General features: G+C 57.9%; 22 protein-coding genes. 7 read left to right on the forward strand and 15 right to left on the reverse strand.

Features of this window, described 5'->3' with window-relative positions; all coding sequences use genetic code 11:
* Window positions 1–61: 61 nt before the first annotated feature.
* Window positions 62–739 (forward strand): alpha/beta hydrolase, encoded by a 678-nt coding sequence (locus tag HRR99_RS09655; RefSeq protein ID WP_045229073.1) that lies wholly within the window; start codon window positions 62–64, stop codon window positions 737–739.
* Between the two features lie 209 nt (window positions 740–948).
* Here HRR99_RS09655 and HRR99_RS09660 read toward each other — a convergent pair whose 3' ends face one another.
* A complete protein-coding gene (locus HRR99_RS09660; RefSeq protein ID WP_233121413.1) occupies window positions 949–2,214 on the reverse strand; it encodes an NAD(P)/FAD-dependent oxidoreductase in 1,266 nt (421 codons plus the stop codon).
* A 91-nt stretch (window positions 2,215–2,305) separates the two neighbouring features.
* Window positions 2,306–3,061, reverse strand: coding sequence for a pyridoxine 5'-phosphate synthase (locus HRR99_RS09665; protein ID WP_233121415.1), 756 nt, complete (start codon window positions 3,059–3,061; stop codon window positions 2,306–2,308).
* 308 nt (window positions 3,062–3,369) lie between these two features.
* On the opposite strand from HRR99_RS09665, the gene HRR99_RS09670 reads away from it, so the two are divergent.
* Window positions 3,370–4,080 carry a MerR family transcriptional regulator gene (locus HRR99_RS09670; protein WP_233121417.1) on the forward strand — a complete coding sequence of 237 codons (711 nt, stop codon included), beginning with the start codon at window positions 3,370–3,372 and terminating at the stop codon, window positions 4,078–4,080.
* Window positions 4,081–4,155: 75 nt separating this feature from the next.
* Here the strand turns inward: HRR99_RS09670 and HRR99_RS09675 are convergent, their stop codons facing one another.
* Window positions 4,156–5,283: an ATP-dependent DNA helicase gene (locus tag HRR99_RS09675; RefSeq protein ID WP_233121419.1), complete on the reverse strand. Its 1,128-nt coding sequence runs from the start codon at window positions 5,281–5,283 to the stop codon at window positions 4,156–4,158.
* A gap of 318 nt (window positions 5,284–5,601) precedes the next feature.
* On the opposite strand from HRR99_RS09675, the gene HRR99_RS09680 reads away from it, so the two are divergent.
* Window positions 5,602–7,542: a methyl-accepting chemotaxis protein gene (locus tag HRR99_RS09680; RefSeq protein ID WP_233121420.1), complete on the forward strand. Its 1,941-nt coding sequence runs from the start codon at window positions 5,602–5,604 to the stop codon at window positions 7,540–7,542.
* Window positions 7,543–7,604: 62 nt separating this feature from the next.
* Here HRR99_RS09680 and HRR99_RS09685 read toward each other — a convergent pair whose 3' ends face one another.
* Complete coding sequence (locus HRR99_RS09685) at window positions 7,605–8,198, reverse strand: LysE family translocator (RefSeq protein WP_233121421.1); 594 nt, start codon at window positions 8,196–8,198, stop codon at window positions 7,605–7,607.
* 144 nt (window positions 8,199–8,342) lie between these two features.
* Here HRR99_RS09685 and HRR99_RS09690 point away from each other — a divergent pair, with 144 nt between their 5' ends.
* The gene (locus tag HRR99_RS09690) at window positions 8,343–9,188 is read left to right on the forward strand and encodes an aldo/keto reductase (protein ID WP_233121422.1); all 846 of its coding nucleotides are present in this window, start codon (window positions 8,343–8,345) and stop codon (window positions 9,186–9,188) included.
* Window positions 9,189–9,322: 134 nt separating this feature from the next.
* Here HRR99_RS09690 and HRR99_RS09695 read toward each other — a convergent pair whose 3' ends face one another.
* The 5 genes from HRR99_RS09695 to HRR99_RS09715 form a co-directional block, all read right to left on the reverse strand.
* On the reverse strand, window positions 9,323–11,242 hold the full coding sequence (locus HRR99_RS09695) for a methyl-accepting chemotaxis protein (RefSeq protein ID WP_233121423.1): 1,920 nt from the start codon (window positions 11,240–11,242) through the stop codon (window positions 9,323–9,325).
* 336 nt (window positions 11,243–11,578) lie between these two features.
* Window positions 11,579–11,902, reverse strand: coding sequence for a hypothetical protein (locus HRR99_RS09700; RefSeq protein WP_233121424.1), 324 nt, complete (start codon window positions 11,900–11,902; stop codon window positions 11,579–11,581).
* A complete protein-coding gene (locus HRR99_RS09705) occupies window positions 11,899–12,204 on the reverse strand; it encodes a hypothetical protein (protein ID WP_233121425.1) in 306 nt (101 codons plus the stop codon). Before HRR99_RS09705 ends, HRR99_RS09700 begins: the two co-directional genes overlap by 4 nt.
* 121 nt (window positions 12,205–12,325) lie before the next feature.
* The gene (gene ilvN / locus HRR99_RS09710; protein WP_111838005.1) at window positions 12,326–12,898 is read right to left on the reverse strand and encodes an acetolactate synthase small subunit; all 573 of its coding nucleotides are present in this window, start codon (window positions 12,896–12,898) and stop codon (window positions 12,326–12,328) included.
* Window positions 12,899–12,919: 21 nt separating this feature from the next.
* Window positions 12,920–14,713 carry an acetolactate synthase 3 large subunit gene (locus HRR99_RS09715; RefSeq protein ID WP_233121427.1) on the reverse strand — a complete coding sequence of 598 codons (1,794 nt, stop codon included), beginning with the start codon at window positions 14,711–14,713 and terminating at the stop codon, window positions 12,920–12,922.
* A 396-nt stretch (window positions 14,714–15,109) separates the two neighbouring features.
* Here HRR99_RS09715 and HRR99_RS09720 point away from each other — a divergent pair, with 396 nt between their 5' ends.
* Window positions 15,110–17,047: a helicase HerA domain-containing protein gene (locus tag HRR99_RS09720; RefSeq protein WP_233121429.1), complete on the forward strand. Its 1,938-nt coding sequence runs from the start codon at window positions 15,110–15,112 to the stop codon at window positions 17,045–17,047.
* Between the two features lie 153 nt (window positions 17,048–17,200).
* On the opposite strand, the gene miaA is transcribed toward HRR99_RS09720, so the two are convergent.
* The gene (gene miaA, locus HRR99_RS09725) at window positions 17,201–18,097 is read right to left on the reverse strand and encodes a tRNA (adenosine(37)-N6)-dimethylallyltransferase MiaA (RefSeq protein WP_233121431.1); all 897 of its coding nucleotides are present in this window, start codon (window positions 18,095–18,097) and stop codon (window positions 17,201–17,203) included.
* On the opposite strand from miaA, the gene serB reads away from it, so the two are divergent.
* The gene (gene serB, locus HRR99_RS09730; RefSeq protein WP_233121433.1) at window positions 18,096–18,986 is read left to right on the forward strand and encodes a phosphoserine phosphatase SerB; all 891 of its coding nucleotides are present in this window, start codon (window positions 18,096–18,098) and stop codon (window positions 18,984–18,986) included. The genes miaA and serB overlap by 2 nt on opposite strands.
* Window positions 18,983–19,540, forward strand: a complete 558-nt coding sequence (locus HRR99_RS09735; RefSeq protein ID WP_233121434.1) for a GNAT family N-acetyltransferase — start codon at window positions 18,983–18,985, stop codon at window positions 19,538–19,540. Before serB ends, HRR99_RS09735 begins: the two co-directional genes overlap by 4 nt.
* Window positions 19,541–19,616: 76 nt before the next feature.
* Here the strand turns inward: HRR99_RS09735 and HRR99_RS09740 are convergent, their stop codons facing one another.
* From HRR99_RS09740 to HRR99_RS09760, 5 genes are all read right to left on the reverse strand, one after another.
* Complete coding sequence (locus tag HRR99_RS09740) at window positions 19,617–20,384, reverse strand: ABC transporter ATP-binding protein (RefSeq protein WP_233121436.1); 768 nt, start codon at window positions 20,382–20,384, stop codon at window positions 19,617–19,619.
* A gap of 9 nt (window positions 20,385–20,393) precedes the next feature.
* Window positions 20,394–21,371, reverse strand: a complete 978-nt coding sequence (locus HRR99_RS09745; protein ID WP_233121437.1) for an ABC transporter substrate-binding protein — start codon at window positions 21,369–21,371, stop codon at window positions 20,394–20,396.
* 43 nt (window positions 21,372–21,414) lie between these two features.
* Entirely contained in the window at window positions 21,415–22,266 is an 852-nt protein-coding gene (locus HRR99_RS09750; protein ID WP_233121439.1) for an ABC transporter permease, read from the reverse strand.
* Window positions 22,267–22,275: 9 nt separating this feature from the next.
* Complete coding sequence (locus tag HRR99_RS09755; RefSeq protein ID WP_233121440.1) at window positions 22,276–23,628, reverse strand: LLM class flavin-dependent oxidoreductase; 1,353 nt, start codon at window positions 23,626–23,628, stop codon at window positions 22,276–22,278.
* Between the two features lie 383 nt (window positions 23,629–24,011).
* A complete protein-coding gene (locus HRR99_RS09760; protein WP_233121442.1) occupies window positions 24,012–24,206 on the reverse strand; it encodes a DUF4169 family protein in 195 nt (64 codons plus the stop codon).
* Between the last annotated feature and the right edge of the window lie 2 nt (window positions 24,207–24,208).

The raw sequence follows: 24,208 nt of genomic DNA on the forward strand, positions 1-24,208 counted from the left end.
CCGTCAAGTCTTCTTGCGCATGGAAAAGGTTTAGAAACACAAAAACACGACCGGAGTACCTATGCCCGAAGTCATTTTCAACGGCCCTGCGGGTCGCCTCGAAGGCCGCTACCAGCCGTCCAAGGAAAAAAGCGCCCCGATTGCGATCATCCTGCACCCGCACCCGCAGTTCGGCGGCACGATGAACAACCAGATCGTCTACCAGCTCTTCTACCTGTTCCAGAAGCGCGGCTTCACGACATTGCGCTTCAACTTCCGCTCCATCGGCCGCAGCCAGGGCGAGTTCGACCACGGCGCAGGCGAGTTGTCGGATGCCGCATCGGCGCTCGACTGGGTGCAGAGCCTGCACCCAGATTCAAAGAGCTGCTGGGTGGCCGGCTACTCCTTCGGCTCGTGGATCGGCATGCAGCTTCTAATGCGTCGCCCTGAGATCGAAGGCTTCATGTCGATTGCGCCACAGCCCAACACCTACGACTTCTCCTTCCTCGCCCCCTGCCCGTCGTCGGGCCTCATCATCAATGGCGATGCCGACAAGGTCGCGCCTGAGAAGGACGTCAACGTTCTGGTGGAAAAGCTGAAGACCCAAAAGGGCATCCTCATCACCCACCGCACCGTTCCCGGCGCCAACCACTTCTTCAACGGCCAGGTGGACACGCTGATGGCCGAATGCGAGGATTACCTCGACCGCCGTTTGAATGGCGAGTTGGTGCCGGAGCCTGCGGCGAAACGGATTCGCTGATTGATGTTGGTGATATCCCCGGATTAGTCCGGGGACACGCCACCGCGCCTGCTATGAAATAGCGACGGGCACCCCAACACCGTCACCCTCGGGCTTGTCCCGAGGGTCTGATAATGCTCCTGCGGATGTGACGTGATTAGATCCTTGGGACAAGCCCAAGGATGACGGCAGTAGTGGTGGCGCTGACCGTAATCTACAGGAAACCAAGCTCACCCCTCGTCCTTCAACGTTTCCTTCTGCGTGATCAGCCGGGCGCTGTGCTGTCCGCTGAGGTAGATCCACAGCCAGCTCCACGCCACCGCCAACCGCGAGCGGGTGCCGATGAGAAAGTAGATGTGGGCGAGGCCCCATATCCACCATGCCAGCACCCCTTTCAGCTTGATCCTTCCGAAGTCGGCCACGGCAGCGCTTCTGCCGATGGTGGCGAGATTGCCCTGATGGCGGTAGCGGAATGCGGCGGGCTCTGTCGTGCCATTCAACCGGGCCTTGATGACCTCGGCGACGAAAGCACCCTGCTGTTTTGCGGCGGGGGCAACGCCGGGCACCGGCTTGCCATCCGCCTGCATCACAGATGCGGTATCGCCGATGACGAAGATATCGGGATCGCCTTCGATGCTCAACTGCGGCCCGACCGTGGCGCGCCCTGCTCTGTCGGCCTTCACATCGAGCCACTGTGCGGCGGGGGAAGCCTGCACGCCTGCGGCCCAGATAATGGTGCGGGCGGGGATGAATTCGTCGCCGATCTTGAACCCGTCTTCCGTGCAGGACGATACCGGCGTGCCCAGCACGACCTCTACACCCAGATGCTCCAACGCCCGCTTGCTGTAGGCCGAGAGATCTTCGGTAAAGGCAGCAAGAACACGCGGGCCTGCTTCTACCAGCATCACCCGCGCCTTGCGCGTATCGACATTGCGAAACTCTGGCGGCAGAACCTTGTGGGCAAGGTCTGCAATCATGCCAGCCATTTCCACGCCCGTCGGCCCGGCACCGATGACGGCAAAGGTCAGTTGCGCCTGACGCTCTTCTTCCGTCTTGGCGAGTTCCGCCCGCTCGAACGCCAGCAGCAGGCGGCGACGGATGGTGGTCGCGTCTTCCAGCGTCTTGAGGCCGGGCGCGTGTTTTTCCCAAGCATCGTTGCCGAAATAGGCATGCCGCGCGCCGGTGGCGAGCACCAGAGTGTCGAAGGCGACGGTGTCGCCGGACTTTAGAATGACGGTGCGATTTTGCCGGTCTATATCGCCGACCTCGGATAGCAGCGTGGTGACCTCAGGCCTGTTCTTGTAAAGACGGCGGATCGGCCAGGCGATTTCGGATGTCGCCAGCGCGGTCGTGGCGACCTGATACAATAGCGGTTGAAACAAATGATGGTTGCGACGGTCGATCAGCGTAATGCGAACCGGTGCGCCTTTCAGTCCATGAACGACCTGCAATCCGCCGAAGCCTCCCCCAACGACGACAACGTGATGCTCCTGCATAAAATCTGCCCTTCTCAAATTGATAAGCCGCACACCCCTGTACCTCTCGGAGAGTGCGCGGCTTCAATATAAAGGCAAAAATTGACGATAGTTATGAAATAGACTGACCGCAGGCGCGGCAAAATCGCCGTACCGTTTCCGCCATTCCAAACTCCAGCGCATCGGCGGTCAGGCCGTGACCGATGGAAACTTCGGCAAGGTAGGGAATGCGCTGAACGAGCGGCGGCAGGTTGGCAACGGTGAGATCGTGACCCGCATTGACCTCCAATCCCAGCGCATGGGCAAAATCAGCCGTCGCGCCCAGCTTTTCGAGCCAGATACGGCCCTGCTCTTCATTGTCGAAACAGCCGCCGTAGGGGCCCGTATAAAGCTCGATCCTGCTCGCGCCGGTTTCCGCAGCAAGCTTGACGGCGTCCTCGTCACCATCGCCATCGGCAAACAGCGAGACACGCATGCCACCGGTTTTCAGACGCGCAACGCTCTCCTTCAAAAATCGCGCATGCTTTTTGAAATCCCAACCGTGGTCCGATGTCGCCTGCGCCGGGTCATCGGGCACCAGCGTCACCTGCTCGGGCTGAGCTTCCTCGCACAGCAAAAGTAAATCTTCGGAAGGATAGCCCTCGATATTGAACTCGGCTTTGGGAAACTCATCATCGATCAGCGCCCGCAGCACGGGCAGGTCCGAAAAGCGGATGTGCCTCTGGTCGGGGCGCGGATGCACCGTCAGTCCACTCGCACCCGCTTGCAACGCGATGCGGCCAAACTGCGCAACATCTGGCCAAGGCAAGTCGCGGCGGTTGCGAAGCATGGCGATGGCATTGAGATTGACGGAGAGTTTGGCTGGCATGGTCCGACCGTTCGTTTTCAAGAAAGGAAGCCTTGTTTCCTCCACTATTCCGCCTCCCGCAAGCGCTTTGCAAAAAATAATTGAAAACTTGCGGAACCAAACATCGACATCCGCATTCTACTGCCAATTAGGGCTAGGGATTTATTATGTCGAATGAATATTTCGCGTCTGAGACGCATCTAAAAGTGCATCAAAATCTGGACATTTCAATAGAAGCGGGAATTGACGAGCTTCTGAGGGACGAGCTTCCCACACGGCGATCCTTAACGGGAAGAGCGCGCAACGAAGCCCGCTGGAGAGCAAAACCTATGGCGGAAGAGCCCAAGACATCGCCGCAGCGGCAGATGTCGACAGTCAGCCGCAAAGGTTTTCTTCCAGAAGTTCCACTTCCCTCCAATATGCCGCCAGAACCCGTCGCGATCGCCGATATGGCCAATATGTTCGGCGTAACTCACCGCACACTGCATTTCTACGAGGAAAAAGCCATCATCTCTTCGCGCCGTGCGGGTCTGATGCGCATCTATTCCCACCAAGATGTCCACTGCATGGCCGTCGTGAATTTCTGCCGAGAGATTGGCATTCCCGTCGCCACCATTCAGGACATCATGCAGAAGCTGACGGAAACGTCGAGCCAGTCCGAGGCCGACGCGCTGTTTCAGGACGTGTTGAATACCCGCAAGAGCGAACTGGCCGGTGAAATCTCGACCGTGCGTCGCCAGATCCAGCAGATCAGCGATGTTCTCGTGGTCAACGACAGCGACGGGAAAACCGAAGACGCTGACAACGAAGGCGCTGAAATCAATCTGAACGCACAGGAACGGAAGTGCCTGGAGCTGATGGCTGAAGGTTACGCCCCTGTTCGGCTGGCACGTACGCTCGGAATTTCCAGCGACGAGCTTCAGAAGCTGGAAGCCTGCGTCATGGAAAAAGTCAGCGCCAACAATCGCTTTCAGGCGGTTGCCAAGGCCTTCATGCTGGGCGTGATCCGTCACGATGGAGAAGCGGCATCGCGCGGATAAGCGCGGCCCTTTCAACGTAAAATCAACGCCTGCGCAGCACACACTGTCGCGGGCGTTTTGCTGTTTTAGAGACTGTCAGCGAACGATGGTCAGGGTTTCCGCAGCGCGGGTAATCGCCGTGTAGAGCCAGCGCTCACGCGAATCGCGAAATGCAAAGCTCTCGTCAAACAACACCACATTGTTCCATTGAGAGCCTTGGGATTTGTGCACCGTCAGCGCATAACCATAATCGAACTCGTCGTATCGCTTGCGCGTCGTCCACGGAATTTCCGTTTCCGTCTCTTCGAACGCGGCCTTGAGCAGCTTGATCTTGGCCGCACCCCGATCCATATCGTCATCTTCAGGACGGATCATCAGGTTGATGCCGGGCTTGACCGTTTCACGCGATGAACTCATCACCTGCCACAGCGAACCATTCAACAAACCCTTTGCGGGATCGTTGCGCAGGCACACCAGCTTGTCGCCGGATTGCGGATAATCGGCCGTGAAACCCTTCAACTCGCGCAGACGCTGATTATAGCGGCGGCGGGTGCGGTTGGTACCGACCAAGACCTGATCGGCGTCCAGCACCAGTCCCTGCGTCACCTCGTTCTTGGAAATGACCTGCGCTGCGCCATAATCGCCGCGCATGATTTCCTTGCCTTCGCGCACATCCATGGCAAGCTGGATGATGGGGTTGTCCTTCGCCTGCCGGTGAATTTCCGATAGCAGGAAGTCGGGTTCCTGTTCCGTAAAGAACCCGCCACCGCTGACCGGCGGCAGCTGCCCGGGATCGCCCAGAACAAGAATGGGAGTGCTGAAGCTCATCAGGTCGCGGCCCAGTGCCTCATCCACCATGGAGCATTCATCAATGATGATCAGCGCTGCCTTGGCAAGCGGGCTCTGGCGGTTGATGGAAAACATCGGCGCGATAGATGTCTTGCCCGTCTCTTCATCCTCCACCGCCTCTTCGCCGCGCGGGCGATAGATCAGCGAATGGATGGTGCGGGCGTTGGAAGCGCCACGGGAGCGCAGAACCTGCGCCGCCTTGCCGGTGAAGGCAGCAAACAGAACCTCTCCATCGACGTTTTCAGCGAAGTGCTTGGCAAGTGTCGTCTTGCCCGTACCGGCATAACCGAACAGCCGGAAAACCGGCGTCCGGCCTTCCTTCAGCCAGCGCGAAACAGCCTTCAGGGCTTCATCCTGTTGCGGTGAAAATTGCATGCGCTCTCATCGCAGGATTCGAGCGTGCTGCGCAACCGAAAAAGAACGAAAGAAGAATAAAGGCTGGCGGAATAACTATTTCAGCCAAGAATGAATATTAAAAGTCATCATTAAGATTTTAACTATCGGTCAATTGGTTTCAAATATTATCTCGACTGTGCGGATTAGATATTAGGGATATCAAATCCGCATCATGAAACGGACCAGAACGACACGTCGGCTTTCCAAAAGAAAACCCCCGAAAACAATAAAAAAGTTGTTCGCATCAACGCCATGCCCATTCACATGCACTAACTTTGACTAAGGGGTCGGGTAAATATGTTTTCTTTCAAGAACCTATCAACCAAGACGAAAGTCGTCTCAGGCACAGCAGCACCTGTAGTTCTGGCCATTGCCATCGGTGCAATTGCCCTTACAAGCATTTCTTCCATGGTCCAAAGTAACGGTTGGGTAGACCATACCAACCAGGTCCTGCAGAAGACCGACGCGATCACCGCAGCAGCCGTGGATATGGAAACCGGCATGCGCGGCTTCATCATCACCGGTCAGCAGAATTTTCTTGAGCCCTATCGTCAGGGCGAACAGAACATCTACAAGACGATCAATGAGCTGAAAGCCCTGGTCGCCGACAACCCGACGCAGATCGGACGTATGAACAATGTCGAGAAGGCAATTGGCGACTGGCAGAAGAATTTCGCCGAGCCGCAGATCAAGACGCGCGGTACGCTGGCTGACACGACCTCCATCGGCGATCTGAACAAGCAGCTCGATGCATCGCAGGGCAAGGCCTATTTCGATGGTCTTCGCGGTTTTATCAAGGACGCACAGGCCGACGAGCGCACATTGCTGGCAAAGCGCAGCGCCGAAAACGACGCGACCATTTCCAACGCCATCAGCATGATCTGGACCAGCCTTGCGGCTGCGGTGGTCATAGCCCTTATCGCTGGTCTCATGATCGGCTCCGGCATTTCCAAGCCCTTGCTGGCAATGACATCCGCCATGAAGCGCCTTGCCAGTGGCGAAACGCAGCTGGACATTCCAGGCGTTGGCCGTAAGGACGAAATCGGCGAAATGGCGGAGACCGTTCAGGTCTTCAAGGAAAACGCCATTGCCAAGATCAACATGGAGCGCGAGGCGGAAGCCAACCGCAGCATGAGCGAAGCGGAACGTGTGGAGCGCGAGCGCCAGAAGGCCAAGGAAGCATCCGACATTCAGTTCGCCGTGGATGGACTGGCGCAGGGCCTCGGTCAGCTTGCGGACGGCAACGTCGCCCACCGCATCACGACACCGTTCGTCGAGCATCTCGACCGTTTGCGAAACGACTTCAACAACTCCGTCGGCAAGCTGCATGAAGCTCTGGTCTCCGTTGGCAAGAACGCCCGCGGTATCGATGCTGGCGCCAACGAAATCCGCTCTGCCGCAGACGATCTGTCCAAGCGCACAGAACAGCAGGCCGCTTCCGTCGAAGAGACGGCAGCAGCGCTCGAACAGATCGCCACCACCGTTCGTGACTCCGCCAAGCGTGCCGAAGAAGTCGGCGGCCTTGTCACCAAGACACGTCTCAGCGCCGAACATTCCGGCAAGGTCGTTCGTGATGCGGTCATCGCCATGCAGCAGATCGAGAAATCATCCAGCGAGATTTCCAACATCATCGGCGTCATCGACGAGATCGCCTTCCAGACCAACCTGCTTGCTCTGAACGCAGGCGTGGAAGCGGCACGTGCCGGTGAAGCCGGTAAGGGCTTTGCGGTTGTTGCGCAGGAAGTGCGTGAACTGGCGCAGCGTTCTGCCAACGCGGCCAAGGAGATCAAAACGCTGATCGTCACCTCTGGCGATCAGGTTCGCTCCGGTGTGGAACTCGTCGGCAACACCGGCAAGGCGCTGGAAGGCATCGTTTCCGAAGTTCAGCACATCAACCAGCACGTCAATGCCATCGTGGAATCGGCGCGCGAACAGTCTGTCGGCATTCAGGAAATCAACTCTGCCGTCAACACCATGGACCAGGGCACCCAGCAGAACGCCGCCATGGTCGAACAGTCCACGGCTGCAAGCCATAGCCTTGCCAAGGAAGCTGCGGCGCTGAACCACCTGATCACGCAGTTCAACCTCGGCGATGGCACGTCGGGCCGCTCGGTGCAGCTCGCTTCCTCGTCCTCGGCGCCTGTCGCCTCGCCTACCCGCCAGTTGATGCGCAAGGTGGCCGGAGCCTTCGGCGGCGGCAGTGCTGCGGCAGTGGACAAGTCCTGGGAAGAATTCTGATCCCAGCCTGAACCCAAAACAAAGCCCACGGGAAACCGTGGGCTTTTTGCTTTCTACGGCACTTATTTCAGCATCGGCCAAAGGCTGATAACCAGCAAAACCGCCATGGTGATATTGAACCATTTGAGCCGTGCCGGCACCGACAACCATTCCCGCAGCGCCGAACCGAAACCGGCCCATGTCGAAACGCTGGGCAGGTTGACCGCCGCGAACGCGACACCCACCAGCATGACTGTGAAATAGTACCGCGCATCATCCGTATAGGTCGCCATGGCCGTCACCGCCATGACCCACGCTTTCGGGTTGACCCACTGGAACGCCGCAGCGGCAAAAAACGTCATCGGCTGCGCCCCGACCTTGCCATCACCCAGACTGCGCGACGTACCGATTTTCCACGCGACCCACAGCAGATACGCACCACCAGCGAATTTCAGCACCGTGTAGAGCAACGGCACGGAATGCAGCAGCGCACCCAGCCCCAGACCGACGCCGATCAGCAGCGACAGAAACCCGGCACCAATGCCCAGCATATGTGGAATGGTGCGGCGAAAGCCGAAATTCACGCCCGATGCGAACAACATCATATTATTCGGCCCCGGCGTGATCGATGTCGTAAAAGCGAAAAGCAAAAGCGCGATAAAGGTTTCGATCGTCATCCCGTCCCCCGATACGCCAGACTATGAGAGCTTTTTCGCAAAGGCCAGTCGTTACAGCGAATGGAAATCCTCACAAGTTTTGATGGATCGACGTATCGGCTGCTTGGTTTAGACTGTTCAACGCAGCAATCTCGGGAGAACCACATGTTCGACGAACTTCCAACCGTCACCCTTCCCTCCGGCAAATCCATTCCGGCGCTGGGCCTGGGAACGTGGAACATGGGCGAAGCCAGCACCAGTGCCGCACAGGAAATCGCCAGCATTCGCAAGGCAGTGGAACTGGGCATGCGGGTTATTGATACCGCCGAGATGTATGCCGATGGCCGCTCCGAAGAGATCGTGGGTCAGGCCATCAAGGGCCTTCGCGAAGAGACCTTTCTGGTCAGCAAGGTCTATCCCTTCAATGCAAGTGCGCAAGGCACCATCGAAGCCTGCGAACGAAGCCTCAAGCGGCTGGGTACAGACCACCTCGATCTCTATCTTCTCCATTGGCGCGGCTCGCACCCACTGGAGGAAACAGTTTCTGCGTTCGAGCGGCTGAAAGCCGATGGCAAGATTCTCGACTGGGGCGTATCGAACTTCGATACCGACGATATGGAGGAACTGTTCTCCGTGCCGGATGGCAGGAATTGCGCTGCCAACCAGATACTCTACAACCTCTCCCGTCGCGGGCCGGAATACGATCTCGTGCCATGGTGCCAGCACCACGGCGTGCCGGTGATGGCCTATTCCCCCATCGAGCAAGGCCGCCTTCTTTCCAACCATGAACTCATTCGCGTTGCCAAAGCCTATCAGGCCACTCCAGCGCAGGTGGCCCTCGCCTTCCTGCTGGACCGCGACGGCGTGATGCCCATTCCCAAAACCGCCAATGTGGAACGCGTGGTCGAAAATCTCGGCGCTATCGAACTGGAGATCACCGAGGAAGACTGGGCCGCACTGGATGCAGCGTTCCCACCGCCGACGGAGAAGCGGCAGCTGGAAATGTTGTGATTCGCGATCAACGACTTACCGCAGTTTGCGGAATCGGATTGGCAACGAATTGAATTGATGATTGAGAATGCAGACACAAAAAAACCGGGCGCCAATGACGCCCGGTTTTATATTTTTCATCTGATATCAGTTGATCAGAATTCTTCCCAATCCGACTTGACCGCCGCATTACCGTTGAAGGCCGAGGCCACCTTGCGGCCAAGGGCGCGGGCTGGCGAGGGAGCGGGACGCTCGCTTGCCGTTGCCTGGCGCGGTGCTTCGTATCCACCACCCAGCCTGAACTGGCCCAGCAACTGGTTGAGCGACGCCGCTTCCTTTGCAAGGCCGTGGCTGGCTGCCGTCTGCTCTTCGACCATGGCCGCGTTCTTCTGCGTGTCCTGGTCCATCTGGTTCACAGCGGTGTTGATCTGCTGGAGACCGGAAGACTGCTCCTGCGCCGCGTCCACGATGGCCACGACATGGCGGTTGATTTCCTGCACTTCGGTCACGATGGTTTCCAAGGCACGACCGGTCTGGCCGACGAGTTCGACGCCTTCCTGAACCTGCGTGTTCGAAGTCGTGATCAGCGCCTTGATGTCCTTCGCAGCATTTGCGGAACGCTGTGCAAGCTCGCGCACTTCCTGTGCCACGACCGCAAAGCCCTTGCCTGCTTCACCGGCACGTGCCGCTTCAACACCGGCGTTGAGTGCCAGAAGGTTGGTCTGGAAGGCGATCTCATCGATCACGCTGATGATGTTGGAGATTTCAGACGAGGACTTCTCGATCTGCTCCATCGCAACGACGGCCTTGCGGACGACGTTGCCGGACTGTTCGGCACCCGTGCGAGCCTTGGCAACCAGATGACCGGCTTCCTGTGCACGCTTGGTGCTGTCCTTCACCGTCGTAGTGATCTGCTCCAGAGCTGCTGCGGTTTCTTCTACCGATGCAGCCTGCTGTTCGGTGCGCTTGGCCAGATCATCGGCAGCCGAGCGGATTTCATTGGCACCGGCGTCGATACCGCGAGCGTTTTCGGCAACGCGAGACAGCGCCGATTGCAGCTTTTCAGCGGACGAGTTGAAGTTGCTGCGGACAGCATCGAGATGGGCAGCGAAGGGCTGGCTGATGCGATAGGACACATCGCCGTCCGACAGGCGCGACAGCGCATCGGCCAGATTATCGACGGCAAAGCTGGTGTCTGCCGCTTCCTTAGCCTTCTGCTCCTCACGGGCAATGCGTTCCTTCTCGGACAGGCTGCGATTGGCATCAGCTTCCTGTTCGAGACGAGCGCGCTCAAGAGCGTTTTCGCGGAAGACGGAGACGGCCTGCGCCATATGGCCCAACTCGTCCTTGCGGTTGAGACCGTCGATCTCTTCCTTCGTCTGACCGCTGGCAAGAGATGCCATGCGTGCGCTCAAACGTGCAACGGGTCCGGTGATGCCGCGTGCAGAAACCCAGAGGGAGGCAATGATGGCGAGCGCAAAGAGAATGCCGAGAGTGACAAGCGAGGTCAGGATCGCGGAGTTCGTCTGGTCCGTCAGTCCGTCGGATTTGTTCAGGACCGACTGAAGATTGCTTTCGCTGATGTCGCGAATATCGGCGCGCCATTGTTCGATGGAAGGGCCAACCTCGAGAAGCGTCTTGCGCGCGGTATTGAAATCGCCGGCGCGGATCGAAGCCCAGACTTTGTCCAACGAACCGACAATGGTCTTTGCCCGATCGTTCATGACATCAAGCTTGGGAGCGACTTCCGGGACGAGCTTCTTGGCATTGTCCAGACGGCGCGATATCGCTTCGATATCTTTCTTGTATGTCGCCTCGATCTCGGTCGGCTTGATCGACCGCTCGGACATCATCAGGCCGATGGATGTGTCATAGCCAGCCGAAACCAGAGATGTGTTGGAGCGAAACAGTTCAGTCGCGGCTATCGCGTCCTGAGAGATGAAATCTGAATAGGTACTGTCGGCAGTTTTGTAGTTGGACGATACGAAAGCAACGCCACATAAGCCAACAAGCGCCACGGGGACGATGAGGGAGAGTATTTTGGTGCGGATTTTCGCGTTCTCTAGAAACGACATGTGTCCTCGCGTTAGGCATCTGCCAGACGACAATAGCGCGCTACCCTCCCTCCCCCTGTTTCAGGTCAGAAGCCATTGCTTTGTCGATCTCGGGGATACGCTCCATCATGGAGCGAAAGACAGTCTCTGTTTATGATGAACGCATTGATAAAGGCTTAATATACGCCAAATACGTGAAATTGAATATCAGGCGGAAAACGTAAATACCTACTGTTTTCATCAACTTACGCAACGTTATGCTGCGAAATACTGTTTCAAAAAAATACAACCAGAGGGTACCCGAGGGGCTTTGATCCGCCAATCCCGGTCTGCCGCGTATGCAATAGTTCCGTCGAATCAACGACGGAAAAACGGCGTCTGTTTCAACAGCCAATAGATCGGAAAAGCCAGGATCATTAGAAAAATGCTCGCTTCATGGGTAGACGCGGCATCGGCCCACTTGTCCACCAGCGAATTGCTGCCGAAGATGCCAAGGGCTATAAGAGTGAACCCAGTCAGGCTGATGAAGGCTGTAACGAGCCAAGCCCACCATTCAAACAGCAGTTGGCCTTCAGACGCGAGATGAAGGGTAAAGGCAGAGCCGGCAAACAGGATGACGCCAAGGGTTAGCAGATAGCTACGGCAATAGAGCGCCCATGCCTGTCGCGTTTTTGGCTTCACTTCAGCACCTCGAAAATTTCTTTGTGTCGGATGCCGGTGACGACCGCGGTGATCGCAAAGGCGACGAACAGGATGACGTGAAGCTTTCCGGCAATGGAAGACAAATGCGCTCTGGCTTCCTGACCGAATATCGTTGCTCTCTCGAGACAACGCGGGTCGAGCGGTCGGATGGATCTGGTGTGGAAAGGACCAAAATCCTTTCGGCGCGCCAATCGATAGAACATCACCAATTGGAAACCGATCAGCAGCAGAATCGCGCCAAAGCCGGAGATTACGAAAATTTCCTTGGAACTCAAATGCACGAGCCTTTCCTGTTTTCATTGAAATTACAGGATAATACGACGCGCTTGCAACCCGTAAGAGCACAAAAAAGCCCGCAGCGAAACACTGCGGGCTCATAGATTGGCAGGAGGCTGAGGGAGATTACATCCCCTGCGGACCCCGGTTCATTGCTGCAATGCCGGTGCGGCATACTTCGAGGAGGCCAAGCGGCTTTATGATCGTCAGGAACTGGTCGATCTTGGAGGACTTGCCGGTGATTTCGAAGATGAAATGCTCCAGCGTCGCATCCACCACCTTGGCGTGGAAGGCATCGGCCAGCCGCAGCGTTTCGGCGCGGTCCTCGCCCCGTCCGGCCACCTTGATGAGCGCGACTTCACGCTCGATGGGGCGGTCCTGTCCGTTCTGGCGGGCGCGAACCGTGAGGTCCACGACGCGGTGAACGGGCACGATGCGCTCCAGCTGGGCCTTGATCTGCTCCAGTACGCCCGGCGTGCCACGCGTGACGATGGTGATGCGCGACAGATGCGCCTCATGTTCCGTTTCCGAAACCGTCAGGCTTTCGATGTTGTAACCGCGACCGGAAAACAGGCCGATGACGCGGGCAAGGACGCCGGGTTCGTTAGCGACGAGAACCGAAAGCGTATGGTTTTCAACGGTTTCCGTTTCCTTCTGAATGAAGTAGGCCGAACCGGTGGGCTGTAGATGTGCATTCATATCCGTATTCCTCTCCGGTTCTCAGACTAGCTGACGGCCCTTGGCATCGATGGCGTTGGCAACGACTTCGTCTGTTGCCTCGTCCGGCAACAGCATCTCATTATGTGCCTTGCCCGATGGGATCATCGGGAAGCAGTTGGTGAGATTAGCGACGCGGCAGTCGAAAATCACCGGGCGCTTGACCGCGATCATTTCCGCGATCTTGTCGTCCAATTCTTTCGGGTCGTCACAATACATGCCGACGGCGCCATAAGCATCGGCCAGCTTGACGAAATCAGGCATGGCTTCGGTGTAGGAGTTGGACAGACGGTTGCCATGCAGCAACTGCTGCCACTGCCGCACCATACCCATATACTGGTTGTTCAGGATGAAGATCTTGACCGGCAGATTGTACTGGATGGCGCAGGCCATTTCCTGAATACACATCTGGATCGAGGCATCACCGGCGACATCGATAACCAACGCGTCCGGGTGAGCGACCTGCACACCGATGGCAGCCGGGAAGCCATAGCCCATGGTGCCCAGACCACCGGAGGTCATCCAGCGGTTCGGCTGTTCGAAGCCGAGGAACTGCGCGGCCCACATCTGGTGCTGGCCGACTTCCGTCGTGATATAGGTATCATGCCCCTTGGTCGCCTCGGACAGACGCTGAAGCGCATATTGCGGCATGATGACATCGTTGGAGTTCTTGTAGGCAAAGGAGTTGCGAGCGCGCCAGCGCTCGATCTGCTCCAGCCACTCCGCCGTCTGCGCCTTTTCAGGACGCTTCGGCAGCGCCCGCCACAGGCGAACCATGTCTTCCAGAACATGGGCAATATCCCCAACGATCGGTACATCGACGCGCACGTTCTTGTTGATCGAGGACGGATCGATATCGATGTGGATTTTCTTGGAGTTCGGCGCAAACGCGTTGAGACGGCCCGTGATACGGTCGTCGAAACGCGCGCCGACGCAGATCATGACATCACAGTCGTGCATGGCCATGTTGGCTTCGTAGGAGCCATGCATGCCCAGCATGCCCAGCCACTTCTCGCCAGATGCCGGATATGAACCGAGGCCCATCAGCGTCGATGTGATCGGGAAGCCAGTCAGTTCAACCAGTTCACGCAGCAGGCGCGTGGCTTCCGGGCCGGAATTGACGACACCGCCGCCCGTGTAGAGAACCGGGCGCTGCGCCTTCGACATCAGTTCGATGGCGGCGTGAACGGCGTTGATGTCGCCCTGAACCTTCGGCTTGTAGCTCTTCTGCTGAATGGCAGCGGATGGCGGCGTGTAGGTGCCGGTCGCGAACTGGATGTCCTTGGGAACATCGACAACGACAGGACCGGGACGACCCGTCTGGGCAATACGGAAGGCTTCATGAATGATGCCGGCCAGCTCGTTGACGTCCTTGACCAGCCAGTTGTGCTTGGTGCAGGGGCGCGTGATGCCAACGGTATCGCACTCCTGAAACGCATCGGAACCGATCAGCGAAGTTGGAACCTGGCCGGAGATGCAGACGAGCGGAATGCTGTCCATCAACGCGTCCTGCAAGGGCGTAACGGCATTGGTAGCGCCGGGACCGGAAGTGACGAGCATAACGCCGACCTTGCCGGTGGAGCGGGCGTAACCTTCGGCGGCGTGGCCTGCACCCTGTTCGTGGCGAACCAGAATGTGCTGGATGTCTTCCTGCTGGAAAATCTCGTCATAGATCGGAAGAACCGCACCGCCGGGATAGCCGAAGATATGCTCTACGCCATTGTCCTTGAGCGCGCGCAGAACGATTTCCGCGCCTGTCATGGTGTTGCTGTTATCCGTATTGTCCTTATCCGTCATTGCCTGTTCCATCCCGATTTGGCTTTGGATATCGTGGGCCATATGGCCTGTGTGAAGACATAAAAAAAGGCCCCTTGAGGAGCCTCGTTCAGCGCATGGGTGCTTTCGCCGGATGGTTACACCATCCTGCCCATGCGCCGTCCCACCACGATAAGTACGTTAAGATTTTTCATGGGTCGGAGTGTTAGACACAAAACCAATATCCGTCAACGCATGTTGCGGAAAAAATCGGCATTCATTTCCATTTATTGCGAAAGACGCGCGTTTGAAGACATAAAAATACGCACTCTCTACACCGATTATTAAACGCCATACTGTAAATTTTCAGGGATAATCGGGACAAACCCGTGGGCGGCCGAGTGAAAAGGCCAACAGGACCTATGACAGGGGCGAGACGTGTTCAACGACGACCTTCGCAAATCTGCAAAAGCAGGCGAGCATGACCGCCGCGATGATTCGACGGCAGGAAACCGCCTGCTGGGCCACGTCATTTCCTGCACCGGCGCCCGCGCCACCATTTCCGCCATCACCGAACCGGGCAAGACCGACCTTGCCGAACTGTGGTCTGTCGGACGGCTGATCTCCATCGATCTGGGTGAAACCCGCGTCGCCGCGCTAACCTACGCCATGAAAACAGGCCAAGTCGAATGGTCCGATAACAGCAGCAATACGTTGTTGATCGATGTCGAGCTATTGGGCGAAATCCACGCTATGCAGGACGGATCGGAGCGTTTCTCAACCGGCATTTCGCGATATCCCTATCTCGGCGCAGTCGCCCATCGCATCCGCTCCAGCGATCTTATGCGCATCTATGAAACGCAAGGCCGCGGTGCCTGTGTGGTCGGGCGGTTGACGCAGGATGACAGTATCGATGCCACCATCAGCATTCCGCAGATGCTGTCGAAGCATTTCGCCGTTCTGGGCTCCACCGGCGTCGGCAAATCCACTGCCGTTTCACTGCTTCTCAACAAGGCAATCGAAAAAGACCCGAAGCTACGGGTACTGATCCTCGATCCGCACAATGAATATGCCGCTGCCTTTCCCATGACATCGGTCGTCATCGATACCGATACGCTGGATCTGCCCTTCTGGCTGATGAAAATGGAGGAGTTCACCGAGGTACTCTATCGTGGCCGCAAGCCGGTGGCCGAAGAGCTGGACGTTCTGCGTGACCTCATCCCGGATGCGAAGCGTGCCTTCCGTGGTGCGGACAATTCCGTCATGCGTCGCGCCTCGGAAAAATCCTCGCTGACGTCAGATACGCCAGTCCCCTACCGTATCGCCGATCTCTTGGCGCTGATCGATGAGCGCATCGGGCGGCTGGAAGGCCGTGATGAGAAGCCTGCACTGCGCAATCTCAAAATGCGCATCATGGCCGCGATCAACGATCCGCGTTACCACTTCATGTTCTCCAACAGCACGATTACCGATACGATCATGGAGACCGTGGCGCATATCTTCCGGGTGCCGGGAGAAGGCAAGCCGATCTCGGTGTTTCAGCTTGCGGGCATTCCATCCGAAGTCGTGAATTCCGTGGCCTCTGTTCTGTGCCGCATGGCCTTTGAACTGGCGCTGTGGAGCCAGGGTGCCATCCACACGCTGGTCGTTTGCGAAGAAGCGCACCGTTACGTGCCCGCTGACCCCTCGCTCGGCTTCTTCCCCACGCGGCAGGCCATTGCCCGCATCGCCAAGGAAGGCCGCAAATACGGAGTTTCGCTCGGCATCATCACCCAGCGCCCTGGCGAACTCGACCAGACGATCCTGTCGCAATGCTCGACAGTGTTTGCCATGCGCCTCTCCAATGAAAGCGATCAGGACATCATTCGCTCCGCCATTCCGAATTCGTCCGTCTCGACCACCAGCTTCCTGTCCTCCATCGGCAATGGTGAAGCCATTGCCTTCGGTGAAGCCATCAGCGTACCGATGAGAATTCGCTTCAACCGCGTGGCCGCCCACAGCCTGCCGAAAGCAAATGGCATCATGCCGCACATCGCGGAAGACACGCCCGATACGGTCGATCTTCGCTCCATCGTCAAACGCATGCGCGCCGTCACTGGTCCCGACATTTCCGGCTTCCGCCAAAGCTACGAAGCCAAAATCGCCCAGGACGCGGATGAGGACGAGTTCGAGAGCTGGAGCCAGGAATTCAAAGGACAAAGCAACAGCAATGAACCCTACCGCCCGGAAATGTTGCCCCGCAGCTCGGTTTTCTCTGGAAAGGCGCAGATGACGGAGGCGGCTCCAAAGCTCTCGCCTCTCGCCGAAGAACCCCGGCTTTCTCTGCGCGATAGTTTGTTGAAGAAGCCGTTGGGGAGTTTGTATCGGGAGGATTGATGGGCTTACGTCATCCCTTTTCCCTCCCTCATTCCTGTGCTTGTCACAGGAATCCAGTTAGCCCAAGTCTTTGGGCTGGAAGAATCCTCCCGCCGCGCAGACGCGCGTCGGCTGGATTCCTGTCACAAGGACAGGAATGAGGGAAGAGATGGCTCACGGCAACACCCTCTCCCAATCCTCCCCCATCTGGTTACGAAACCATGTCATCTGCCGCTTGGCATATTGCCGTGTCGCCGCAGCAGCTTTTTCGATGACCTCGGCCTCGCCCATGCGTCCCGCCAGCATCTCCGCAATCTGCGAAACGCCGATGGCCTTCATCACAGTCGCATCGGGAGAAAGCTCCAACGCCAGCAGCGCCTCCACTTCTTCAACGGCACCGCTTTGCATCATGCCCGCAAACCGGCGGTTAATGCGATCATGCAACACCGCCCGTTCCGGCAGCACGACAAGCTTTTGCGCCCGCACCGGATCAATGATCACCGGTCCGGTCGCCTGCTGAAACGTGCGAATGGATTTCCCGGTGGCCTCAAGCACCTCCAGCGCGCGGACGATGCGCTGGCCATCGCCTGGCTGCAGGATTTGCGCCGTCTGCGGGTCGCCGGTCGATAGTTCGGCGTAAAGCCCCGCCGGTCCCTCTTCCAGCAGCCGCATGCGATAACGCTCGCGAATGTCTACCGGAATGGCCGGCATATCCGACAGGCCACCGGTCAGCGCCTTGAAATAGAGCCCCGTGCCGCCGACGATAACGGGGTAACGACCCTCACCGCGCAATGTTTCCAGAAGCGCCGTCACCTCCCGCAACCACTCGCCCGTCGAATAAAGTCGTGCAGCGGGAACGTGGCCGTAGAGGCAATGCGGCACACCCTCCATGTCCGCCGCGGAGGGGCGCGCTGTCAGCACTTGCAGCGTGTCATAAACCTGCATGCTATCGGCATTGATGACGACACCATTCTTCTCCCGGGCCAGACGAAGCGCAAGCGCGGACTTGCCGCTCGCCGTCGGTCCGGTTATCAGGGTCGCATTGAAGTCGTCAGCAAGGTTTTTCATCATGGCTCTCGTTGCCACGCTTATCGCCAATCCGTCAAATCCTGTTCTGAATTCCACCATTGCAGAAAGTGCCGCCAAGGCGCTCGACGCATCCGGCCTCTATTGGCTGGCGGACGGCATTGCCTGCGATCTGGTGCTGCGCGACGGAACCGATAGGGCAGCGGCAGAACGCGTGCTGCGCATGGCCATCGTTGACCGACCTATCGATATCGCCATTCAGGACCAGGACAATCGGCGCAAGAAAATCCTGATCGCCGATATGGACTCGACCATGATCGGCCAGGAATGCATCGATGAACTGGCTGCCGAAGTGGGATTGAAAGAGCAGGTCTCCACCATCACCGCCCGGGCGATGAATGGCGAGATCGCATTCGAGCCTGCGCTGCGGGAGCGTGTTGCCCTGCTGAAAGGCCTGCCGATTTCCGTGGTGGATGAGGTCATCGAAAAGCGCATCACGCTCACACCCGGCGGCATGGAACTCATCGCCACCATGAAGGCCAAGGGGCATTACACGGCGCTGGTCTCCGGCGGATTCACCGTTTTTACGAGCCGGATTGCAGCAACGCTGGGCTTCGATGAGAACCGCGCAAACATTCTGGGTGAGAAAGACGGCCTTCTCGATGGTACCGTGGCGGAACCCATTCTGGGCAAGCAGGCCAAGGTCGATGCTCTCAACGACATCGCCGCAAAGCTCGGCATATCACCTGACGATGCCTTGGCGGTGGGTGATGGCGCCAATGATCTCGGCATGTTGCATCTGGCCGGTTCCGGCGTTGCTCTCCATGCCAAGCCCGCCGTCGCAGCGGAGGCAAAAATCCGCATCGACCACAGCGACCTCACCGCCCTACTCTACCTCCAGGGCTACAGAAAGTCCGACTTCGTTACCCCATGATTGTCAGCGGAACACCAAGGCTGATCCTTCGGGATTGGAAACAGACGGACCGGGATCTCTTTCGCGAGATCAACGCCGACCCCCAGGTGATGGAGTTCTTTCCACATCAGCGCAACCATGACGAATCCGATGCTGCGCTGAAGACCGTCAACGAGATGATCCACGCGACCGGATACGGCTTTTACGCGGTGGAACTGCGCGAAACCGGCGAACCAATCGGCTTTTGCGGCATCGCGCCCGCCAATCTGGAAGGCATTTTCCCGCGCGGCACGATGGAAATCGGCTGGCGGCTGGCAACCCGTTACTGGGGTCAGGGCTATGTAACGGAAGCGGCAAAATCACTGCTCGCAATGGCTTTCGATGAGAAGAAGCTCCCCGAAATCGTGTCCTTCGCCGTTCACGACAATCTGCGTTCAATCGCAGTGATGAAACGTATCGGCCTTATCCGCGACCCATCCCGCGATTTCCTGCACCCTCGCGTGCCGGACAGCCACCCACACCTCAAGCAGCATGTGACGTATGCTCTAATGCTGGAGCGGTGGTTGGGGAAGTGAGTGGCCTGTGGTGCCCACCTCCGTCACCCCGGCCTTGAGCCGGAATGACGGAAGATGGGTAGGGCTTTAAAAATAATCAATGCAAACCGAACACCCGCAACAGTTCCTCACGCTGGCGCACGAACGCCGCTGAGCTTCTGTCACGTGGGCGTGGAAGATCGATGTCGATGATGCGAGGAGCAGCGCCCTTTTCGCGCGGCAGGATGAGAATGCGGTCGGCGAGATAGATCGCTTCTTCCAGATCATGCGTGACCAGCACCGTCGTCACGTCCTCCTCCCGCCAGATGCGCGCCAGCTCCTGCTGCATGCTGATTTTCGTCATCGCATCGAGCGCGCCAAGCGGCTCGTCCAGCAGCAGAATTTCGGGCTGCACGGCAAGGGCGCGGGCAATGCCCACACGCTGCGCCATGCCGCCGGAAAGCTGACGCGGATAGGCGGTTTCGAATTGCTGCAGGCCGACGAGATCGATGTAGCGCTGCGCCCTCGATCGAGCCTGATCTTTCGACACGCCCTGCGTTTCCAGCCCGAAAGCCACGTTTTCGAGAACCGTCAGCCATGGCAGCAGGCGCGGCTCCTGAAAGATGACCGCCCGCTCCGAGCCCACGCCGTGCACGGCGTTGCCGTCAATCAGCACCTCGCCGGTATCTGCTGCCTCGAGCCCGGCCAACACGCGCAGTAGTGTCGTCTTTCCAGAGCCACTGGCGCCGACGATAGCAAGGCTCTCGCCAGACACGATCTTCAGGTTGATATCTTTGAGAACCTGAAAAGGTTTGCCATTGAGGTGGTAGGATTTGGAGAGATGGCGGATCGCCACCTCCCCGCGAACGGATTGCGCCTGTGTCATGGTGCGTCCTCAGTTGCTGGCTGTTTCAGGCGCGTAGAGAATGTTCTTGGCCGTGATCTGGCCTTCCTTGACCTTGCCTTCACGTGTCAGAATATCGATCCAGAACTGCAAGTCACGGTCCACCGCCTTGCCGCCCGGGCGAACGCCGTAGCCCCGGAAGTATTGCGCAATATCAGGGTTCTCGCCACGTTCGGCCAAAGCCTTGGCGAAAATCTTCTTCGTTTCTTCCGGGTGCTCGCGTGCGTAATCGAGAGCACGCTGCGATTGCTCAACGAAGATTTTCGAGGCTTCGGGATGCTTGATGGTAAAATCGCGGCGCAAGACGATGAAGCCACCGGCGATATCGCCCAGCACATCGGTATCATCGAAAATCGGACGAATGCCGCCAGCGGCCTTTGCCTTGCCTTCGAATGTCGTTTGCCAGTAACCGAAAGCGGAAATGTCCACCTGCCCGGAGCGCAGGACCTGCTCCAGCTGCGGGCCGGGAACGACGACCGGCTTTGCAGCATCCGTCGGCAGGTTTACGGAATGCAGGGCTTCGCGGATGGTGTAATCCAGATGCGCGCCGAGCGTATTGACCGCGATCGTCTTGCCAGCAATGTCCTTGATATCCTTGATCGGGCTATCGTCCAGAACATAGAAAACCGACTGCACCTCGTCATTGATCCCGTTTGACGGGAACGCGGCCACGAAGTCATTACCGCCGATGATCGAGTTCAACACGGCAGCAGTCGCGGCGCTGCCGATCTCGACATCACCGGATGCCAGGGCAAACAGGGAGGCCGGGCCACCCGTGGCATAACCGACGTTTTCGATGGTGACACCGGTGCCTTTGAAGTAGCCGAGTTCCTGCGCCAACTCCTGGGCAGAAAGGCCGCCCTGGCTTGCAAGGTAGCGGAATTTGACCTCTTCGGCGGCGGGCGCGGCACTCGCGAAACCAAAAATCAGGGCAGCCGAAAGCAATAGCTTACGAGAATGAAAGCTCATGGGTTTTTCCTTTGAAAAAGAGAATGTGTCTAGCTGATGGGCATTACTGCGAAGGCTGCGACCAGCGACAAAGCTTGCGTTGCAGAAGAACCAGCACGGCATTGGCAGCTAGCCCCAGAAGCGCCAGCAGAAGGATGGCGGCAAACATCAGCGGTATCTGGAAATTATACTGCGCATTCATGACCTGAAAGCCGATACCCTTGTTGGCACCGATCATTTCGGCGGCGATCAAGAGAAGCAGCGCTGTCGTTGCAGACAGTCGCAAGCCGACGAAAATGGCTGGTACGGAGGCTGGCAGAACGACGCGGCGGAAAATCGTCAGCGGTCCGGCACCGTAGGTTCGTGCCATCTCGATCAACTTGCCGTCCACTTCCTTCACGCCGCCAATGGTGGACAGGAGTATGGGAAACAGCGTTGCCCAGAAGATCACGAAAACCTTCGATGCTTCGCCAAGACCCAGCAGCAGAATGAAGACGGGGTATAGTGCCAGCGCTGAGGTCTGGCGGAAGAACTGCAACAGCGGATCGAGAGCCCGCTCCACCGCCGTGACCTGCCCCATGAACAGACCGAGCGGAATGCCGATGGCGACCGCCGCTGCGAAGGCGATGCCGGAGCGTTGCAGACTGATGCCGATATCGTCGATCAAGGCGCCGCTGGCAATGCCCTTCCACAACGCGCCGACAATGGCGTCGAGCGGCGGAAACACCGCCGGATTGATCCAGCCCAAAACGCTGGAAATCTGCCAGGCAGCGAGAAAGCTGAGGACGAGGCCATAGCGGGAGAGGAACGGCCCGATCAGGCCGCGTACGACCTGCCCCAGCACCGGCGCTCGGGTTTCCGTCTGTCGGTATTGGAGCGACCTCGGGAGAATGACTTTTGCATCTTCAAACGACATGATCGCGTCTCACTCTGCGGCCTGAACGACCGAACGGGCGGCAGTCCAGCGATTGACGGGATATGGCAACCCAAGATTTTCGCGCAGGGTCTTGCCCTCATATTCCGTGCGGAACAGGCCACGGCGCTGCAATTCGGGAATGACCAGATCGACGAAATCATCCAGCGCGGTTGGCAACCATGGCGGCAGAATGTTGAAGCCGTCAGCAGCTTCGTTCTCGAACCATTCCTGAAGTGTATCAACAATCGTCTCTGGCGTACCGACGATGGTGAAGTGGCCGCGCGCAGACGCGATCCATTGATAAAGCTGGCGAATGGTGAAGTTGTTCTCGTCTGCGATCTGGCGGATGAGCGTCTGACGGCTCTTCATGCCTTCGGTCGGAGGTGCAACCGGCAACGGTCCGTCCAGATCATGACCACGCAGGTCCAGCGTGCCGCCCGTCAGGCCGTTCAGCAGGCCGACACCATCTTCTTCCAGAATGAGCGACGTCAGCCGCTCATATTTCTCCTGCGCCTCTTCCAGTGTGCGTCCCACGAAAGGCGATACGCCCGGCATGACGAGAATGTGGCTGGGGTCGCGACCCAGGCCCCGCGCCCGTGCCTTGATGTCACGGTAGAATTCCTGCGCCGTCTCGAGATGCTGATGCGCCGTGAAGATGACCTCGGCAGTCGCAGCCGCAAGCCCGCGCCCATCATCCGACTGGCCAGCCTGCACGATAACCGGATGCCCCTGAGCGGAACGTGACACATTCAACGGCCCGCGCACCTGAAAATGCTCGCCGCGATGGTTGGTCTCGTGCAGCTTGGAAGGGTCGTAGAAAACGCCGCTCTCGGCATCACGGGTGAAGACATCATCCTCGAAACTGTCCCAGAGCGCCTTGACCACATCCACATGTTCAGCCGCGAGACGGTATCTATCGGCATGCGGCAACTGGGTCTGGCGGTTGAAATTTTGCGCCGTCGGGTCACCGGTGGTGGTCACGACATTCCATCCTGCCCGCCCGCCGGAGATCAGGTCCAGCGAAGCGAATTTGCGAGCGGTCGTATAGGGCTCTTCATAGGTCGTGGAGGATGTCGCGATAAAGCCCAGATGGGTGGTAAAGGGCGCGAGCGCCGAAAACAGCGTCGTCGGTTCGAACCCGGCAACCTTCGCATTGCCGCCTTCCCGCGCCCCGCCAAATCCAATCGCCAGATTGTCGGCCAAAAAATACGCGTCGAAAAGGCCGCGCTCTGCCGTCAGCGCCAGTTGCTTGTGAAACTCGAAGTTCAGCGCCCCATCGGCAGGCTGATCTGGATGCCGCCACGCCGCAACATGCTGCCCACCACCGGGCAAAAACGCACCGAGCCTTATTTTGCGTGTCATATTCTTCTCCCCTATGACCTGCAAGTCATTGAAAGTAAAAACTTTCCAGACTTTGCGTCGATACCGTTCGTCTTGGAACGGCGTTGTGCGGATGAGAAGAAGCCTACATTGTCTATTATTTTAATATAGAAAATAGATTGCTTAGTTGGATGTCAGGCGGAATGATATTTGCGCATTTCGCGAAGAACGGAAAATAATTGCGGAGGGGTGTTATTTGGAGGTGTTTCAGCGAAAGTTGAATATGCGAATATTCATGCCGCCCTCATTCCCGTTCTGGTCAAAGGAATCTAACCAACCCAAGTCTTTGGAATGAAAAATCTTCCTGCCATGCGGAAGCGCGGCACCTGGATTCCTGTGACAAGCACAGGAAGGAGGGGAGAAACCTACTCGTCCCCCTCACCCTTATCCAGCTTGCCCTGATCCAGCACGCGGCTGGCCTTCTCGTTCAAAGCGGAGGTGAGGTTCTTTTCGGCCTTGGTGCGGCCAAAGGTCAGGCGGTTCTGGTCCGCCTGCTTTTCTTTTTCGGAACGCGCCTTCTGTTTGCGAAACTGGCGCAGATTAACGACATCGCCGGTCAAGA

Source organism: Agrobacterium vaccinii, assembly GCF_021310995.1.
GTDB classification, from domain to species: Bacteria; Pseudomonadota; Alphaproteobacteria; order Rhizobiales; family Rhizobiaceae; genus Agrobacterium; species Agrobacterium vaccinii.

Bases quoted from the DNA above. Each gene is read 5' to 3' on its own strand.
- HRR99_RS09740 (WP_233121436.1), bottom strand. From the start codon at position 20,384: ATGACACAGGCGCAATCCGTTCGCGGGGAGGTGGCGATCCGCCATCTC.
- HRR99_RS09715 (WP_233121427.1), bottom strand. From the start codon at position 14,713: ATGACGGATAAGGACAATACGGATAACAGCAACACCATGACAGGCGCG.
- HRR99_RS09670 (WP_233121417.1), top strand. From the start codon at position 3,370: ATGGCGGAAGAGCCCAAGACATCGCCGCAGCGGCAGATGTCGACAGTC.
- HRR99_RS09660 (WP_233121413.1), bottom strand. From the start codon at position 2,214: ATGCAGGAGCATCACGTTGTCGTCGTTGGGGGAGGCTTCGGCGGATTG.
- miaA (WP_233121431.1), bottom strand. From the start codon at position 18,097: ATGATGAAAAACCTTGCTGACGACTTCAATGCGACCCTGATAACCGGA.
- HRR99_RS09750 (WP_233121439.1), bottom strand. From the start codon at position 22,266: ATGTCGTTTGAAGATGCAAAAGTCATTCTCCCGAGGTCGCTCCAATAC.
- HRR99_RS09665 (WP_233121415.1), bottom strand. From the start codon at position 3,061: ATGCCAGCCAAACTCTCCGTCAATCTCAATGCCATCGCCATGCTTCGC.
- HRR99_RS09680 (WP_233121420.1), top strand. From the start codon at position 5,602: ATGTTTTCTTTCAAGAACCTATCAACCAAGACGAAAGTCGTCTCAGGC.
- serB (WP_233121433.1), top strand. From the start codon at position 18,096: ATGGCTCTCGTTGCCACGCTTATCGCCAATCCGTCAAATCCTGTTCTG.
- ilvN (WP_111838005.1), bottom strand. From the start codon at position 12,898: ATGAATGCACATCTACAGCCCACCGGTTCGGCCTACTTCATTCAGAAG.
- HRR99_RS09675 (WP_233121419.1), bottom strand. From the start codon at position 5,283: ATGCAATTTTCACCGCAACAGGATGAAGCCCTGAAGGCTGTTTCGCGC.
- HRR99_RS09695 (WP_233121423.1), bottom strand. From the start codon at position 11,242: ATGTCGTTTCTAGAGAACGCGAAAATCCGCACCAAAATACTCTCCCTC.
- HRR99_RS09745 (WP_233121437.1), bottom strand. From the start codon at position 21,371: ATGAGCTTTCATTCTCGTAAGCTATTGCTTTCGGCTGCCCTGATTTTT.
- HRR99_RS09690 (WP_233121422.1), top strand. From the start codon at position 8,343: ATGTTCGACGAACTTCCAACCGTCACCCTTCCCTCCGGCAAATCCATT.
- HRR99_RS09755 (WP_233121440.1), bottom strand. From the start codon at position 23,628: ATGACACGCAAAATAAGGCTCGGTGCGTTTTTGCCCGGTGGTGGGCAG.
- HRR99_RS09685 (WP_233121421.1), bottom strand. From the start codon at position 8,198: ATGACGATCGAAACCTTTATCGCGCTTTTGCTTTTCGCTTTTACGACA.
- HRR99_RS09735 (WP_233121434.1), top strand. From the start codon at position 18,983: ATGATTGTCAGCGGAACACCAAGGCTGATCCTTCGGGATTGGAAACAG.
- HRR99_RS09655 (WP_045229073.1), top strand. From the start codon at position 62: ATGCCCGAAGTCATTTTCAACGGCCCTGCGGGTCGCCTCGAAGGCCGC.